The organism is Rugamonas sp. FW305-51 (assembly GCF_058786935.1).
The window spans coordinates 1-14,212 of sequence record NZ_JBYSZG010000053.1; the positions used below are offsets into that span (position 1 = coordinate 1).

Annotated in this window: 20 protein-coding genes; 9 read left to right on the forward strand and 11 right to left on the reverse strand. The window is 59.3% G+C overall.

Translation table 11 applies throughout. The features are described 5' to 3' along the window. From AC3WOS_RS24745 to AC3WOS_RS24760, 4 genes are all read right to left on the reverse strand, one after another. Positions 1-917, reverse strand: a 917-nt coding sequence (locus AC3WOS_RS24745) for a PriCT-2 domain-containing protein (protein ID WP_492719487.1), incomplete at its 3' end; no start/stop codon positions are given. Then, a complete protein-coding gene (locus tag AC3WOS_RS24750; protein WP_492719488.1) occupies positions 917-1,336 on the reverse strand; it encodes a hypothetical protein in 420 nt (139 codons plus the stop codon). The genes AC3WOS_RS24750 and AC3WOS_RS24745, both read right to left, overlap by 1 nt. Then, positions 1,329-1,817, reverse strand: a complete 489-nt coding sequence (locus AC3WOS_RS24755) for a YmfL family putative regulatory protein (RefSeq protein WP_492719490.1) — start codon at positions 1,815-1,817, stop codon at positions 1,329-1,331. The genes AC3WOS_RS24750 and AC3WOS_RS24755 overlap by 8 nt, the downstream gene beginning before the upstream one ends. Positions 1,818-2,127: 310 nt before the next feature. Continuing rightward, positions 2,128-2,355: a transcriptional regulator gene (locus AC3WOS_RS24760; RefSeq protein WP_492719491.1), complete on the reverse strand. Its 228-nt coding sequence runs from the start codon at positions 2,353-2,355 to the stop codon at positions 2,128-2,130. On the opposite strand from AC3WOS_RS24760, the gene AC3WOS_RS24765 reads away from it, so the two are divergent. Continuing rightward, entirely contained in the window at positions 2,327-2,860 is a 534-nt protein-coding gene (locus AC3WOS_RS24765) for a helix-turn-helix domain-containing protein (protein WP_492719543.1), read from the forward strand. The two genes, AC3WOS_RS24760 and AC3WOS_RS24765, sit on opposite strands and share 29 nt — an antisense overlap. A gap of 2 nt (positions 2,861-2,862) precedes the next feature. Here the strand turns inward: AC3WOS_RS24765 and AC3WOS_RS24770 are convergent, their stop codons facing one another. After that, complete coding sequence (locus AC3WOS_RS24770) at positions 2,863-3,123, reverse strand: Arc family DNA-binding protein (RefSeq protein ID WP_492719493.1); 261 nt, start codon at positions 3,121-3,123, stop codon at positions 2,863-2,865. A gap of 101 nt (positions 3,124-3,224) precedes the next feature. Between AC3WOS_RS24770 and AC3WOS_RS24775 the strand changes: the two genes are divergently transcribed. The 8 genes from AC3WOS_RS24775 to AC3WOS_RS24810 all read left to right on the forward strand — a co-directional run bounded on the left by AC3WOS_RS24775 (position 3,225) and on the right by AC3WOS_RS24810 (position 8,592). Beyond that, complete coding sequence (locus AC3WOS_RS24775; protein WP_492719494.1) at positions 3,225-3,503, forward strand: hypothetical protein; 279 nt, start codon at positions 3,225-3,227, stop codon at positions 3,501-3,503. A gap of 271 nt (positions 3,504-3,774) precedes the next feature. Beyond that, complete coding sequence (locus AC3WOS_RS24780) at positions 3,775-4,296, forward strand: hypothetical protein (protein ID WP_492719495.1); 522 nt, start codon at positions 3,775-3,777, stop codon at positions 4,294-4,296. A gap of 4 nt (positions 4,297-4,300) precedes the next feature. Next, positions 4,301-4,498, forward strand: a complete 198-nt coding sequence (locus AC3WOS_RS24785; protein WP_492719496.1) for a hypothetical protein — start codon at positions 4,301-4,303, stop codon at positions 4,496-4,498. 8 nt (positions 4,499-4,506) lie between these two features. After that, positions 4,507-6,453 (forward strand): ParB/RepB/Spo0J family partition protein, encoded by a 1,947-nt coding sequence (locus tag AC3WOS_RS24790; RefSeq protein ID WP_492719498.1) that lies wholly within the window; start codon positions 4,507-4,509, stop codon positions 6,451-6,453. Between the two features lie 28 nt (positions 6,454-6,481). Continuing rightward, complete coding sequence (locus AC3WOS_RS24795) at positions 6,482-7,237, forward strand: primase-helicase family protein (RefSeq protein ID WP_492719499.1); 756 nt, start codon at positions 6,482-6,484, stop codon at positions 7,235-7,237. Next, a complete protein-coding gene (locus AC3WOS_RS24800; RefSeq protein ID WP_492719501.1) occupies positions 7,234-7,848 on the forward strand; it encodes a 3'-5' exonuclease in 615 nt (204 codons plus the stop codon). The genes AC3WOS_RS24795 and AC3WOS_RS24800 overlap by 4 nt, the downstream gene beginning before the upstream one ends. Continuing rightward, complete coding sequence (locus tag AC3WOS_RS24805) at positions 7,841-8,383, forward strand: hypothetical protein (protein ID WP_492719503.1); 543 nt, start codon at positions 7,841-7,843, stop codon at positions 8,381-8,383. Before AC3WOS_RS24800 ends, AC3WOS_RS24805 begins: the two co-directional genes overlap by 8 nt. Positions 8,384-8,391: 8 nt before the next feature. Then, a complete protein-coding gene (locus AC3WOS_RS24810) occupies positions 8,392-8,592 on the forward strand; it encodes a hypothetical protein (protein WP_492719504.1) in 201 nt (66 codons plus the stop codon). 84 nt (positions 8,593-8,676) lie between these two features. Here AC3WOS_RS24810 and AC3WOS_RS24815 read toward each other — a convergent pair whose 3' ends face one another. The 6 genes from AC3WOS_RS24815 to truB all read right to left on the reverse strand — a co-directional run bounded on the left by AC3WOS_RS24815 (position 8,677) and on the right by truB (position 14,182). Further along, on the reverse strand, positions 8,677-9,114 hold the full coding sequence (locus AC3WOS_RS24815) for a type II toxin-antitoxin system YafO family toxin (protein ID WP_492719506.1): 438 nt from the start codon (positions 9,112-9,114) through the stop codon (positions 8,677-8,679). Between the two features lie 83 nt (positions 9,115-9,197). Next, positions 9,198-9,401: a hypothetical protein gene (locus AC3WOS_RS24820; protein WP_492719507.1), complete on the reverse strand. Its 204-nt coding sequence runs from the start codon at positions 9,399-9,401 to the stop codon at positions 9,198-9,200. Between the two features lie 634 nt (positions 9,402-10,035). After that, positions 10,036-10,704, reverse strand: coding sequence for a hypothetical protein (locus AC3WOS_RS24825; protein ID WP_492719509.1), 669 nt, complete (start codon positions 10,702-10,704; stop codon positions 10,036-10,038). A 42-nt stretch (positions 10,705-10,746) separates the two neighbouring features. After that, the gene (locus AC3WOS_RS24830) at positions 10,747-11,061 is read right to left on the reverse strand and encodes a hypothetical protein (RefSeq protein ID WP_492719511.1); all 315 of its coding nucleotides are present in this window, start codon (positions 11,059-11,061) and stop codon (positions 10,747-10,749) included. A gap of 199 nt (positions 11,062-11,260) precedes the next feature. After that, positions 11,261-13,093: a translational GTPase TypA gene (gene typA, locus AC3WOS_RS24835; RefSeq protein WP_492719512.1), complete on the reverse strand. Its 1,833-nt coding sequence runs from the start codon at positions 13,091-13,093 to the stop codon at positions 11,261-11,263. A 165-nt stretch (positions 13,094-13,258) separates the two neighbouring features. Beyond that, positions 13,259-14,182, reverse strand: a complete 924-nt coding sequence (gene truB / locus AC3WOS_RS24840; protein WP_492719514.1) for a tRNA pseudouridine(55) synthase TruB — start codon at positions 14,180-14,182, stop codon at positions 13,259-13,261. Positions 14,183-14,212 lie beyond the last annotated feature (30 nt).

Consider the following 14,212-nt stretch of genomic DNA (forward strand, 5'->3'; position numbering starts at 1 on the left):
GAACCAGCCTTGATGGGAGGGGGGAGAACGGAACGGGGCGGCTTCCACCCACCGTCAAAGGCCAATTTGAAAATGGTCGCGGCCGTGATGTTCACGCCGCGCTTGCCAAAGGACGCCCAGCGCTTCCGACACTCCTCCTCGCCCCCATAGTTCTCGGACTTGGACGACCAGTAATCCCACAGCCGGAACCCGGCGTCCCCCAGGGCGCTGTACAGGCCCATACCGACGCGAATCCATACATCGTGGCCGCTAGCGTCCACAAAGGAGAGAGCGGCTTCCAGCCGCGCGCGCTCGCTCTCGCCGCCGGGGGGAAGGGGGGCCGACGTCTGAGCCGGGGAAGGCGTAGCAGCAGGTCGAGCGGCGCGCACAAGCACGCGCAAGCGGTCGAGCTCGGCGTCCGAAATCGGATTGATCGTCGTCGGCGAGCCGGCGTACTGGCGGCCGGTGAACGTGAAGAACTGGCTGGAACAGAAGACCTCCAGGCCAATGTCATTCGACTTAAAGGTCGTGGTGGCGCCGGCGACAATAATGTGGACGCCCGTGCCCGAGGGCGAGTACTCGGTGTACGAATCGCAGCCCGCAATGGTTTGAAGCGCCAGCTCGGTGAACTCGCCTGTCTCCAGGTCGATGCATTTGTCGATATCGACGCCGACCAGACCGTCGCCGGGCAGGAACGCGAAGCCGATACCCGTGTATTGGCTACCCGGCGCCGCCAGCGTGGCCAGGGCAACGTCAAGCGTAACGAGGTGGCCACGGTCGGCCTGATCGCCCTGGACGCCACGGCGCCGCTTGCCGTTGACCCAATAGGGGACCTTCAGCGGCTTGGACTTAGTAGGGTTAGGGTTAGGCTCGAAACGCCAAACGAGCCATTGCGGCCGCTCACGCAGCTCTTGTGGTATAGCCTCAAAATCAAACATCAGTCGCGGCCACTCCGATAGTCGACGCGCTGGCCAGCCATCACCGAAGGGATCGCCTGAAAGTCATGGGCGCCCTGGCGCAGGGGGCGCGGGGGGAAATGCTTTGCCATGTTCAGCGCGCGCATCGGAGCGACATAACGCGGCCCCGCAACTGGCCGCTCCACGTCGGCGACAGGCGCTGCATTGATGCCCAGGTAGCGCAAGCCTTCCGCAGTGATCTCCGCCAGTTCGCCGGCAGTGACGATCAAGCCGCAGATCCGCAAGCGGTCGATGATGTTGTTCTTGAAGTGAGCGGCACTGCCCTTCCAGTCCAGCACCAACGCCCAGGCCGACGCCGTGCTGCGTCCGCCGATATTGTGAAGCGCCATCAAGCCTAGCGCTGCCGCACCGCCACGGCGCGGCAAATCGAACTTAGCCATGAGCAACCTCGCGGCGCAGTTCCAGCTTGACGGTGTTGGTTCGGCGGCAGTAGACGCTGAACATCAACGCCAGCAGTGTTTCCGTCTTGCGGTGCAGCTGCTCGCCCTGCGCCTGCAACTTCGCGCGCTCGATGTCGTCGATTTCACCGTCAGCAATGGCCGCGGTGAAGGTGGAAAACAAGGCGCCCAGCTCGGCGTAGTTCTGGTTGAACATCGCCTGGATGGAATCGTTCTCAATTTCACCAGCGGTCGGCAACTTGACGAACGTGCCGCCGCTTTCAGCCGCGATTGCCTCGGCGAACAAGGTTGTCCCCGACAACTGCTGCAGCGACAATTTGTCGTAGGTCGACAGCGCCTGGCCCTTCGTCTCATAGGCGCGGTTGCGCAACGAATTTTCCGTCATGCCCAGGTAGGCGGCCGTGACCGACCATGTGCCGTTGACGGCATTGATCATTTTCAGTACTGCACTGCGAATATCCATAAGACTCCCAAACCGTGAAATATTTTCTTAGACAGTAGCGACAACACGACGCCAGCCCTACTCCCTGTAACGAATACGCTCGCGGAGCTGGGCTAAGTCGTGCTTCGAAACGCCGTTGCCCACACCCACAATCAGGACTGGCGTCACTCGTGGCACTATCTGGCCCAACTCGGCGCACTTCTGTTCACGCCGCTGGGCCTCCAGAGCCAGCATCAACCCGCACTTCCCTGCCATACAGCCTCCTAAAAATTATGGTTTTGCCATTACTGATTTGAACCTACACTTTCAACTATGGGAAACACAGACACCGCTAGTGCGCGGTACGACGAAGGTAGGCCCAGTCAACGTCCGGACGTAGCGCTTCGCATTTCACCTGCCCCGCTACCAGCTTTTCGATAGTTGGGCAATGTTCCGCCGGCACGCGACGACCAGGTAACTTCCACTGGCCGACCGCGCCCTTCGTGACGCCCAAATGCGCCGCTAGGTTCTGCATAGAGCCAAGCAGCGATATGACTTCATCTAAAGGTGACGTGTTCATTGGATTGGAGGAAAGTGAGTCAGGCCCAAAGTCTAGTTTTTCTATACTTTTAAGTCAAGCTTTTCTATCCCAAATCGGTATAGAAAACCTATACGATTACAAAATGCAAATTAAAAACGAAATCGCTGAGTGGGTTCGGACGGCGCGCAAGAGCGCCGGCCTGTCGGGTGAAGCACTTGGGAGGGAACTCGCCCTTGAACTGAGAACGGATCGAGGCAACACAAAAGGGAATATTTCGCACTGGGAGCTTGGCAAGCACTTGCCAAGCATCGCCCAACTGGTTGCGATCAGCAAAATCACGGAATACCCGTTGCCGGCATCAGTTATCGAAAGTGATTTGGGCGCAAAAAAAGGAATCGCACAGGATGTCCCCGCACCTAGCGCACCAGGTTATGAGTATTTCTTCGGCCACATTGTCAACGCTCTCAATGAACGTGAAGTGCCACCACACATCCAGAGCGCCATCATCACACTTCTAGATACCTGCCCATTGCGGGCAAAGTAACTTTACTTTTCCTCAGGCGAGGTTGTGGCCGGGTCCCCGATTCGGATGGAGACCATTCCTCGCTCATATCGATCCATCAACTCGCGTATCAACTCGCCGTCAGAGTAGCTCTGCAGCGGGCGCATAGTCGCGTCGATACTCTCAGCCAGCCTGCCGATAATTTCAGAATTGATTGATCGAGCATGGCGCCGCGCGCTTTCCTCGATCTTCTGCTTCAACTCGGACGGCATTCGAAGGCCGAAAGGGGCAATGTCTCTACTCATAGAAGCGCAGTGTAGATAAAGCCCGTAGGAGCCGATAGCTACACGGTGAAGTCATTGTCCTTATAATTGCCGACTCTAATAATTACTCTTGGAAACTTTAGATGCAAATTGACAATAGTAACACTTCAACTACCGTAGAGCCCATTACCGTGCACCCAGGAGTTCAGCTGTTGATTTCCGCAGCCAGCGCCAGAGATTATTTGGAAATGCGCGCAGCTCAACTTAGCGCCCTGAACCACCTCCTGACTTCTGGCGACTTCGACAACTGGAGCCACGCCATCAAAGCCGACGCAAAATGGCTTGCCGCCAGCCTGGCTGCAGAGGTCAGTCAATTAGTGTGCGTTGTTACTTTTGGAGAGAATTCAAATATTTCACCCTAAAAGTATAGAATTTCTTTACTTGAAAGAATAGATTATCTATACTCCGCTCGTGTCACTACTTGAGAGGAGCAGAGATGGTCCAGACAGCAGCCTTAGCTACAAGACAAAGCGAACCTCACGCCAACACCGTTCGCATTCTTGAGATTAAACCCGACCCCTACGCAGGGATGAAGGGGCACGACTACATTCGGGCACGCAACCTTAGCCCTCCAGTTCAACGTGTGCACACGTCTGCACACGCCGAACTGGCCACCTCGGCGGAGGCGTGCAAATGAACGCCACCACTACCTCCCTCACACAAACGCTGGCCGATGGCAGCATTGCTGACTGTTCCAACGCCTTGCTGGCCAGCCTTGAAAGGCTGAGCACCAGTGCGCAGAACGCCATGATCCTGTTGACGATGAGCGGCAATGCCGGCGCGCTCGGCGATACGGCCGACGACCTCCGTGTTGCGCTCGCAATGCATAGCCACCTGGTACACCAGTTCAACGTCAAGGTGCGCACAGCCGCCGGCATGCACACCTTCAACACTCAGGCCATGAGCGCATCGAGCGCATACCAGGCCGCAGCAGACAAGCAAGGCGACACGCCGTGCGGAATTACCGTCATGCCGGCCACGCCCGACCAGGCGGCACTGGCGGCCGCACATCGCGCCCTGGGCATCGCCGGAACACTCGATGTGGCCCTCAAGGTTCCCGCACTCAACGTGGCGCTGCATAGCTATGCGCGCAAACACCGCGGACGTGGCCAGGCCACGGACCTCAAGCGCCTCGCGGCGAACGACCGGGACTGAGCCCATGACCGCAAATCAACTGAAAGAGGCGCTGCGCCAATGCGCCGTTCTCGCGCAGGCCGACCATCCCAACAACCCCGAACTGCGCTCGATGAAATTCATAGCGCTGCTGGCCGGCGAACTCACACATGACAACAAGCCGCTGGCCAACCGCCTGTTTGCATTAACCGAAAGCGCCCCACAACCACCATCTTCGAAATAGGAGTACACATGACCACCGAGCTAACAATCCTCCCTGCACCGGCACTGCCACCAGCTGCCGCCGATGCACCGCTGATCGCCGACGAACTGGTCGTGGATGGCGGCAAGTTCGGGCACTACAACCTGGCGCACATCCGCATCTCGCGCACGAACCGCAAGCGCTTCAACGAACCCAAGCTGAAGGAACTGGCGGCCAGCATCAAAGCCAAGGGCGTCGCACAGCCGATCCTGATCCGCCCGGTAACGCCAACCGAGGCCGAACCACAGCTGTTCGAAATCGTCGCCGGCGAGCGCCGCTTCCGCGCCTCGATCATCGCGGGCCTGACCAGCATTCCCGCGATGTGCCGCGAGCTGAGCGATCAAGAGGCGCTCGAGCTGCAGATCTTGGAGAACCTGCAGCGCGACAACCCACACCCTCTTGAAGAGGCAGAGGGCTACGAGCGGCTGATGATGACGCACGGTTACACAGCCGACCAGCTGGTCGAGAAACTCAATAAGAGCCGCAGCTATGTCTATGGCCGCCTGAAGCTGTGCGCGCTGAATCTCGATGTGCGTGAACAGTTCCTGGACAACGAGGACCGGCTGCAGGCGTCTACCGCGCTGCTGATCGCCCGCATCCCGTTGGCCAAGCTGCAGACGAAGGCGCTGAATGAGATCCTCCGTCCAAACGGCCGCGTAGACGATGAGCCAATGTCCTACCGCAAAGCTAAGGAATGGCTGCAGCAGAACTACATGCTGGACCTGCGTAAGGCGATCTTTATGATCGATGATGCAAAGCTCGTTAAGGAAGCTGGCAACTGCAATAAATGCCCCAAGCGCGCCGGGAATCAGCCCGAGGTGTTTGAAGGCATTGATCCGAACTTCTGTACCGATCCCGAATGCTTCAAAGAGAAGACTGCGGCACACCACGACAAGTTGCACGCAGCCGTCCTGAAACAAAACCTCCCCGTGCACGAAGGACAGGAAGCCTTCAACACCTGGAGCCAAATATTCCTCGCCGGCAGCACCTACGTGGCCGACGAGACGCCCCTGTACACGTTCGAGCGAGTAGCACCGCATACCGGCTTATCGGGCACCGTGGCCAGCCGCCTGAAGCGTCAACAGCTGCCACCAGCGGTTGCTTACACCCGCAGCGGAACAGGCGTCATGCAAGCTCTGTACGCGCGCGCGGCCGTACAGACCGCCCTGGAGCAAGCAGGCGTTTGCGAGACTGTAGAAGTGCGCGACGCACGCCTGCAGAGCGAACAGAAAGACCTGGCTAAAGAGGCGTCACCGAACAAGAAGGCGAAGGAAGATGCGCACCATGCTGCGCAGGTCAGCAAACAGGAGCGCGCCGAGGAAATCACCAGCAAGCGGGTCGCGCTCTACCGGAAAGTGCGCAGCTCGACGCAGTCCGGATTCAGCCTGGAGATGGTCCGCGAAGTGGCGAAGCTGCTTGTCCGGGAAAAGCCGCTGCCTGACGATCTACTCGATGACCTGTACCCGTTTGAAGACCGCAGCGATGACGGAATTTGCGCCTATATCGACCAAGCGGAATTCGCCCAGATTGAGCTGCTGATGCTCGACCTGATGATGGGCGAATACCTCAGCGTCGAAAGCTGGGAGGTTGATCGTGCTGATGACAGCCATGGAGCAGACGCGCTGAATGCGATGGCAAAACTGGAATGCATCGACCCTACCCAAGATCACCGACAAGTTGCTGAGGCGCCGGCAGACACCGCGCCCGACGCAACCGCTGACGCAGCCCAGGTAACTGGAGTACCAGAAGCACCTGCCGCAGCGCCAGTCGCACGGCAAAAGCTGCAGCTCAAGGTCAAATCTGCCGACGTCGAGCAGGCGCCAGCCGCCGACACAGGCCCAATCATCAAGGTCAAGAAGCACCGCACCGTCGAACTCATACCAGCCGCTGTATGGCCGTTCCCGACCGAACGGCAGCCAAGCGACAAACGCAACTAATTTTCGTTCAATTAATAGGAAAAAAATTATGTACGCCCAAACCTTTATGCACTCCCTGCCGACCGCCTACACGACGCTGGTCGAGGCAATCAAAAACGCTTTCGCCCGCATCTTCAAAGCACCACTGGCAGCGCCTGGTCCTGTAAGCACTCCGAACCTGAACAACATCCTATTGCACTTGTGCGATGGTGACCGCGAACTGGCGCTGTACGTGCAGCGCTGGATCGCTCTGCCACTTCGCAATCCCCATGCGCGCATGGAACGCGCGCTGTGGGTTTGCGGCGGCCAAGGCGCCGGCAAGGGTCTTTTCTTCGAGCGCCTTATTGCTCCGCTGTATGCGGATGAAGCACGCGTGGTCAGAAACGAGTTGCACGAGCATTTCAACGATTGGGCTATCGGAAAGCGCTTGATCCTCGCCGATGAATTTAGCGGCGACCGCGGAGCGATGATGCGTATCAAACAAATGATGACTGCGGACAAGCTCAGGATTCACCGCAAAGCCGCCGAACCCAAGCTGGTTCACAACCGCATGAACTTTATCTTCATGTCCGGCCACATCGATGCCATGCGCACCGATTGCGCTGATCGCCGCTTCGTCGTAATCGATGCACCCCCGGCACTACCACGCGAGGTGTACCAGGCAGCCGCCGCTGAACTCGCATCGGGCGCCGGCGACGCCTACCGTACCTACCTGCTCCACGTGTTGGACATGGGAGGTTTTAATCAACGTTCGGCGCCACCTGCACACAGCAATGAGAACAATCGCGCGCAGGTGCAAGCATGAACGCGCCTGTCGTGGCAATGCCCACAATCAACCAGCAGCACGTCGGCCAGTTGGCAACCTCGTTTCTCGACGTGATGATCGATCTGGAGACGACCGGCACTGGCCCTGATGCAGCAATTGCTTCCATCGGCGCGGTCGCCTTTGACCGCGCTAGCGGCCGACTCGGCCCAACCTTTTACCAGATGGTCGACATCGTCAGCGCCGTTGGCATTGGAGGAAAGATTGATGCAACCACCTTCCTGTGGTGGATGCAGCAGAGCGAGAGCGCCCGCGAAACCTTTCGTGGCAAAGAGCACATCTGTGTGGTGCTGCAGCATTTCAGCGAATGGATAGTGTGGGTAGCCGGATCGACGGAAGATGTGCGCGTTTGGGGCAATGGCGCCGACTTCGATCCAGTCGTTTTAGGCGAGACGTACAAGCGGGCTGGCCATCTTGTGCCGTGGAAATTCTGGAACGTGCGCTGCTTCCGCACTCTGCGAAACGAAAGCAAGCAAATCGAATTTGAACGCATCGGTACCCATCACAACGCGCTGGACGATGCCATCAGCCAGGCGATGCACCTACTGAAAATTGACGCCAAGAACCACGCTATCGAGAGCGACCATGAATAAGCAACAGTATAAATTTGACGCAAATCGCCCCGCTTTCGAGGCCAATGTATCGGACCTGTTTGAGCCGCCGTTGTCGTTGGCCCGGCCACTGGATGGGGAGTACACCGATCCGCTGGCGCGCGACCTCTGGATCGGCTGGTGCCTGCACGCCACGCACCAGGCGCGCGCTCTGACGACCGAGCCTGTGGCCGAGGTCGTCAACAAATTCGGTGACCCTGAAGCCTTTGCCGAACGCGAGCTGCGCATCGACGCGACCAAACTGCAGGCACTCCCAATCGGCACGACGCTGTTCCCACATCGGCAGAATCAGGTTGAAGTATTTGAAGCAGTGGACATGCTGGGCGTGCTGCTGCAAACGTGCAGCGAACTGCGTCATAGCTTCAATCGCGATGGAAGCCTCAAGGCGGTGCACGCCGTGTTCAAGCCATCGGTGACGACGTCACTAGGATTTCAAAAATCGGTTTGCTCCACCATCAGGTCGCTGAAGGCCGCAGTTGCTGGCATAGCCTCATCGCTGGAGGTCAAAGCAAAATGAAAGCTTCCATGTTCCTCGCCTTGAAATACGACCGCATGTTCCTCCGCCTGGATGAGATGTGCGCCGAGATCGACATCGCGGTCGGCACGGCACGCAACAAAATGAGCGCCGGCACCTTCCCGATCCCAACCCGCAAGTCTGGCAAGCACATCATCGCCGACGTGCGCGACGTCGGGAAGTACTTAGACGATTGCAGAAGTCACACTTAACTATAGTTACATGGTCTCATTACAAAGTAGTAATAGGGCCATGGAATCCACAGCGACAAAAACCACATCATCCCGTGGCTTTTTTTATGCGATCACTTCTCCCGTATCGATGAATTTCGCCGCAACCAAGGCAAAACCTTGCATCGTCTCGCGATCCTCTGCGGTGTTCATGGATGCAATCTCATGTGCCGTTGGCTCGTCAAGGATGTAAATCAGCAAGTGCCGCTTCGTACCATCCGATGCGTAAACCAGCGCCCGATTGCTTTTCTTTCGGCCCTGTCTGCTCCATGCTTTATCCCAGGCCACAAGCGCGTCCGCATCCGTCAGAGGGACCAGGTGCACATGCCTCAAGGGAGCGGTGCCATCGACCTTCGGGCTATGGTAGCCCCCATCTTTACCGAAGTAGTAGCTGCCGTACTCATCGCCAGCGCGCCACTTCGCGAAACGCTTGATGAATTCATCGGCGTCTAGACCGTCCGCTGCAAGGTCGTCTCGGAGAGCCTGCGTCATTTTGACTTGCATATTGTTCTTGTCGAAGGCTAAAAAAAAACCGCCGCGTTTCTAACGGCGGCGGTCTCGTTGCGGCTAACTCGCCGCATCTCTATTTATTTCTTTTGGTTCAGGCCGCCGAATGCACGATGAGCACCCTGCTTCGTGAAACGCTTGCTTGCGTGAATGCCGGCGAAGAGCGCCAGGCCAACTTCATCATGCTTTTCATCAACCACAACGGCCGGCCGAGGGCGTGCGCCGCCAGCTGCTGCACGATCTGCAGATGCTGCTTTCACAACGTGTTTTGGTGATTTTTTCATGTGCTGCCCCGCTTCAAAAATTTCAACGGAAATCTCGAGCGCTAAAAAAGCGTCACGAACTTACATCCGTAAATATGCACGTATACTAGCATTTTTTGAAGCGACGCAAATTTCTCGAGCACTGTTTTTTGTGTAACCGCATATTTTTTGCAGCGATTTTTCGTGCTCACTTTTTGTAGCTCCTCTCTCTGGAGGCTTAGCGCTGAACGAATTCAGTGCTACGAAATTGCTACTATCCGCGAAATTTACCGCAATCTCTCCTATGACAGCGCATATCACTCGGTCCAGTCCATCATGGGGGCGACGCTGATCCGGCGACTGGCGACAACGTTGGATGGTTCGGCTGCGCCCGCTGGGGACAATAGGTGTTGATGCATGAATATGTCGCTGTAAATTGGGGTCTCGCACCTGACCGCTTAGGTGACGCTACCAATGCGCTGGGAATGGCTGCAGTGAGTAAGGAAGAAGCTCAGTGGCGAGCACCGCCCCGCTGCCGCAACCGGGTCGGACTTGCTGACGATGGCATACCAGAAAGTCCGTATCATATCAAAATTGACGCCGGCCGGCTGGAGCAACCTATACTCCCGGGGAACACAGCGCACGCAACCGTGACGGCGCCGGACAGCAAGTCCGGCTACCTGCTGCTGCGCGACTCCTGCTTGCTGCCCTGCCGCACTGCCGCGCCGCCAGGTGCGCCCGCCGCCTGCGGCTGACCGTGCGCCGCCTCGCCATGCAGGACGCCAACGAATCGCCCGGCCGCGCCGGAAATCGCGTCAAGCGCCTGGAAACCAAAGTACAGCCCCGCGACCAGCAAGATAGTCAGTGCCTGCACAGACAAATTCCCCACCACATCAGCCACCCAGCCGCTCCAGCTGCGCCGTTCCTTGAACTTGTCGAGTATGGCTTGCAACTGCAAGCCCGTCTCCTTGCTCTTGAACGTTTCCTTCAGCTCAACCTCCGTCTTCGCCAAGGTCTCGTCCAGAAAAGCACGGACCAGCGTCTCGGCGCGCGTCGTATAGCGTCCCAACTGCGACTCCACGCAGCAGCCTATTCTGAACGTTTCCAACTGTTCAATGGAAACAGTGCCGCCTGCGGATTCGATCGCGCGGATAAATTCCGTTTCATGGTGCTTGTAGGCGACGTAGGCCAACGCAGCAATCAAATCGTCCGGGGCCCGCACTAACGCAGCGTAGGGGTCGCGTTTCGGGTCAAGTGCGGCGTCGGGCGCTACCGCCCCGTTGCCCGCCCCAGGTTGAGGAGGTGGTGCGGCCCCGTCGGCCGCCGCGTGATGATGTTCAGGCACAGGAAAGCCTCCTGGCAGGAAATGAGCCGGTGGCGGACGCGCCTATTGGCTTTTCTTACTGGCAGCAATAAACGCGTCCCGCAGCTCCTCCCGGGTCAGTCGCCTGATAGGCGCGAACGTCTCATCCCAGTCAGCGGGCGCACTGGTGGGCGCCGTCGCAACAGATTTACGGAAGGCATGCGCCCATGCGCGCTGAACCGCCTCCAGCCATGTGCCATCCGGTGCCGCGGTAGGGGGCAAGGTGGCTCCGGACGACGCACTTTGCGAGGTCACTTGCTGCACGCGCAACTTTTCTATGGTGCGGCGATTAATGTCCTGCAGGTCAGCCGTGCTGAACTCGATGAATGGCTTACGCATCACTGTTCTCCAGACGTTACGCCGTTCATTCTACACGGCGCGGGGCCAACCGCATCGCCCTATATGCCTGCCACCTGCGCGGTGACAAACCCGGCCCCGTAAACGTCAAACCCGCTGCCCTGCATCACCGGTTAAAGTCATGCAGGCACAGCGGGCCGGATCCGCGCGCCGGCCGGCGCGCGAAGTCATGCTACGGCGATTACGCCTCGCGCGACGCCTTCTTGCGCTCGTGCTCTTTCAGGAAGCGCTTGCGCAGACGGATCGATTTCGGGGTGATCTCGACCAGCTCGTCGTCGTCGATGAATTCCACTGCGTATTCGAGCGACATCTGGATCGGCGGCACCAGGCGCACCGCTTCGTCGGTACCGGACGAACGCACGTTGGTCAGCTGCTTGCCCTTGATCGGGTTGACCACCAGGTCGTTGTCACGCGAGTGGATACCGATGATCATGCCTTCGTACACGGGGTCGTTGTGGACCACGAACATGCGGCCGCGATCCTGCAGTTTCCAGATCGCGTAGGCCACGGCGGCGCCGTCGTCCTGCGAGATCAGCACGCCGTTGCGACGGCCGCCCAGCTCGCCCTTGGTGTTGTCCACCGGTGCGTACTCGTCGAAGATGTGCGACATCAGGCCGGTACCGCGGGTCAGGGTCATGAACTCGGACTGGAAGCCGATCAGGCCACGGGCCGGGATGCGGTATTCCAGGCGCACGCGGCCCTTGGCATCCGATTCCATGTTCTGCAGGTCGCCACGACGGCGGCCCAGTTCTTCCATCACGCCGCCCTGGTTCGCTTCTTCCACGTCCACGGTCAGCAGCTCGAACGGCTCCTGGCGCACGCCGTCGACCATCTTGAACACCACGCGCGGACGCGATACGGCCAGCTCGAAGCCTTCGCGGCGCATGTTTTCGATCAGGATGGTCAGGTGCAGTTCGCCGCGGCCCGACACTTCAAAGATGGTGTCGTCGTCGGTCGGCGCCACGCGCAGGGCCACGTTGGCCTTCAGTTCTTTTTCCAGGCGGTCACGCAGCTGGCGGCTGGTGACGAACTTGCCTTCGCGGCCGGCCAGCGGCGAGTTGTTGACCATGAAGTTCATGGTCAGGGTAGGCTCGTCGACGGTCAGCATCGGCAGCGCTTCCGGGGTGTCCGGTGCGCACACGGTGGAACCGATGCCGATGTCTTCGATACCGTTGATCAGGATAATGTCGCCGGCGACGGCTTCGTCAACCAGCACGCGCTCCAGGCCCTTGAAGTTCAGCACCTGGTTGATGCGGCCCTTGATCGGGGTCGAATCAGGACCGTTCAGCACGATCACGTCCTGGCCGGTCTTGACGCGGCCGCGGTTGATACGGCCGATACCGATCTTGCCCACGTAGGACGAGTAGTCCAGCGAGGTGATTTGCATCTGCAGCGGGCCGTCCGGATTGTCGTCGCGCACGGGCACGTGCTTGAGGATGGCGTCGAACAGGGGCTTCATGTCGCCTTCGCGCACGGAGTCGTCCAGCGAAGCGTAGCCGTTCAGGGCCGAGGCGTACACCACGGGGAAGTCCAGCTGCTCATCGGTCGCGCCCAGCTTGTCGAACAGTTCGAAGGTGGCGTTGATGGCCCAGTCAGGACGGGCGCCCGGACGGTCGATCTTGTTGACGACGACGATAGGCTTCAGGCCCAGCGCCAGTGCCTTGCGGGTCACGAAGCGGGTCTGTGGCATCGGGCCTTCCTGCGCATCGACCAGCAGCAGCACGGAGTCGACCATCGACAGCACGCGCTCCACTTCGCCGCCGAAGTCGGCGTGGCCGGGGGTGTCGACGATGTTGATGTGGGTGCCTTCGTACTCGACGGCGCAGTTCTTCGACAGAATCGTGATGCCGCGTTCTTTTTCGAGGTCGTTCGAGTCCATCACGCGGGTTTCAACTTGCTGGTTTTCGCGGAAGGTACCGGACTGGCGCAGCAGTTTGTCGACCAGGGTGGTTTTACCGTGGTCAACGTGGGCGATGATGGCGATGTTGCGAATTGCGCGTTTTGTAGTAGACATGGTCGTTATATTTGCTGAAAAACTGCGGGGTGCGTACGGGGGTGTACGAGGTGTTCGGGTACTTGCCAATTTCTGGAACCGCGTAGTATAGCATGGTGCGTTGCAACTCTCCTTGAAATTCCTAATATTTTCAACGAGTTGCCAAACCGCGCGGCGCCAGGGGCTTCAGGTGTGGGCGGTGGCGATCAGCCGCTCCGGGGCCAGGATGCTGTATTCGCCCAGCTGGGCCGTGCCCAGCAGCTTGTCATCGAGGTAGACCCGCACCCTGCCCTGCCCGGCCGGCACGGTCACGGGTTCCTTGCCCAGGGCCAGGCGCTGGCCTTGCAGGAAGCGCTTGGCCAGCTCGGCGTTCAGCTGCACGGCCGGGAAACTCGACAGCAGCGCATCGACCGGGGCCAGCAGGCTGAGCGGTTCGGGGTGGGCCAGCAACGCCTCCAGCGTGATCATGCCGTCGGCCGTCAGCGCCCCCACCTGGGTGCGGCGCAGGGCGTTCAGGTGGGCGCCGCAACCGAGCGCTTCGCCGATGTCCTGGCCCAGCACGCGGATGTAGGTGCCCTTGCTGCAGGTCACGGCCAGCTTGAGGAACGGCGCCTCGTAACCGAGCAGCTCGAGCTTATGGATGACGACGTTGCGCGCTTCGCGCTCGAGCGTGATGCCGGCCCGCGCGTATTCGTACAAGGGCTTGCCGTCGCGCTTGAGGGCCGAGTACATGGGCGGCACCTGGGCGATCGGGCCGCGGAAGCGCTCCAGCACGGCTTCGATCTGTTCCAGCGTGACGTTGACGTCGCGCGTGGCTATCACTTCACCTTCGGTGTCGCCGGTGTCCGTCGTCTGGCCCAGGTGGACCACGGTTTCGTAGGTCTTGTCCGCTTCCAGCAAGTCCTGCGAGAACTTGGTCGCTTCGCCGAAGCACAGCGGCAGCAAGCCGGTGGCGAACGGGTCCAGGGTGCCGGTGTGGCCGGCCTTCTTGGCGTTGAGTACGCGCTTGGCCTTGATCAGTGCGTCATTGCTGGAAAAGCCGACCGGCTTGTCGAGCAGCAGCACGCCGTCGACCAGGTCGCGGACTTTTTTCGGGTGGTTTTGCTTCATCTTGATGGCGGCGGGAGGGGACGCATCGTC

What these genes read in the sequence shown, in the direction of transcription:
- AC3WOS_RS24760 (WP_492719491.1), bottom strand. Translation starts at nt 2,355, where the DNA reads ATGAACACGTCACCTTTAGATGAAGTCATATCGCTGCTTGGCTCTATG.
- AC3WOS_RS24785 (WP_492719496.1), top strand. Translation starts at nt 4,301, where the DNA reads ATGACCGCAAATCAACTGAAAGAGGCGCTGCGCCAATGCGCCGTTCTC.
- AC3WOS_RS24790 (WP_492719498.1), top strand. Translation starts at nt 4,507, where the DNA reads ATGACCACCGAGCTAACAATCCTCCCTGCACCGGCACTGCCACCAGCT.
- typA (WP_492719512.1), bottom strand. Translation starts at nt 13,093, where the DNA reads ATGTCTACTACAAAACGCGCAATTCGCAACATCGCCATCATCGCCCAC.
- AC3WOS_RS24800 (WP_492719501.1), top strand. Translation starts at nt 7,234, where the DNA reads ATGAACGCGCCTGTCGTGGCAATGCCCACAATCAACCAGCAGCACGTC.
- AC3WOS_RS24820 (WP_492719507.1), bottom strand. Translation starts at nt 9,401, where the DNA reads ATGAAAAAATCACCAAAACACGTTGTGAAAGCAGCATCTGCAGATCGT.
- AC3WOS_RS24755 (WP_492719490.1), bottom strand. Translation starts at nt 1,817, where the DNA reads ATGGATATTCGCAGTGCAGTACTGAAAATGATCAATGCCGTCAACGGC.
- AC3WOS_RS24805 (WP_492719503.1), top strand. Translation starts at nt 7,841, where the DNA reads ATGAATAAGCAACAGTATAAATTTGACGCAAATCGCCCCGCTTTCGAG.
- AC3WOS_RS24765 (WP_492719543.1), top strand. Translation starts at nt 2,327, where the DNA reads ATGACTTCATCTAAAGGTGACGTGTTCATTGGATTGGAGGAAAGTGAG.
- AC3WOS_RS24795 (WP_492719499.1), top strand. Translation starts at nt 6,482, where the DNA reads ATGTACGCCCAAACCTTTATGCACTCCCTGCCGACCGCCTACACGACG.
- truB (WP_492719514.1), bottom strand. Translation starts at nt 14,182, where the DNA reads ATGAAGCAAAACCACCCGAAAAAAGTCCGCGACCTGGTCGACGGCGTG.
- AC3WOS_RS24810 (WP_492719504.1), top strand. Translation starts at nt 8,392, where the DNA reads ATGTTCCTCGCCTTGAAATACGACCGCATGTTCCTCCGCCTGGATGAG.
- AC3WOS_RS24830 (WP_492719511.1), bottom strand. Translation starts at nt 11,061, where the DNA reads ATGCGTAAGCCATTCATCGAGTTCAGCACGGCTGACCTGCAGGACATT.
- AC3WOS_RS24815 (WP_492719506.1), bottom strand. Translation starts at nt 9,114, where the DNA reads ATGCAAGTCAAAATGACGCAGGCTCTCCGAGACGACCTTGCAGCGGAC.
- AC3WOS_RS24780 (WP_492719495.1), top strand. Translation starts at nt 3,775, where the DNA reads ATGAACGCCACCACTACCTCCCTCACACAAACGCTGGCCGATGGCAGC.
- AC3WOS_RS24775 (WP_492719494.1), top strand. Translation starts at nt 3,225, where the DNA reads ATGCAAATTGACAATAGTAACACTTCAACTACCGTAGAGCCCATTACC.
- AC3WOS_RS24750 (WP_492719488.1), bottom strand. Translation starts at nt 1,336, where the DNA reads ATGGCTAAGTTCGATTTGCCGCGCCGTGGCGGTGCGGCAGCGCTAGGC.
- AC3WOS_RS24770 (WP_492719493.1), bottom strand. Translation starts at nt 3,123, where the DNA reads ATGAGTAGAGACATTGCCCCTTTCGGCCTTCGAATGCCGTCCGAGTTG.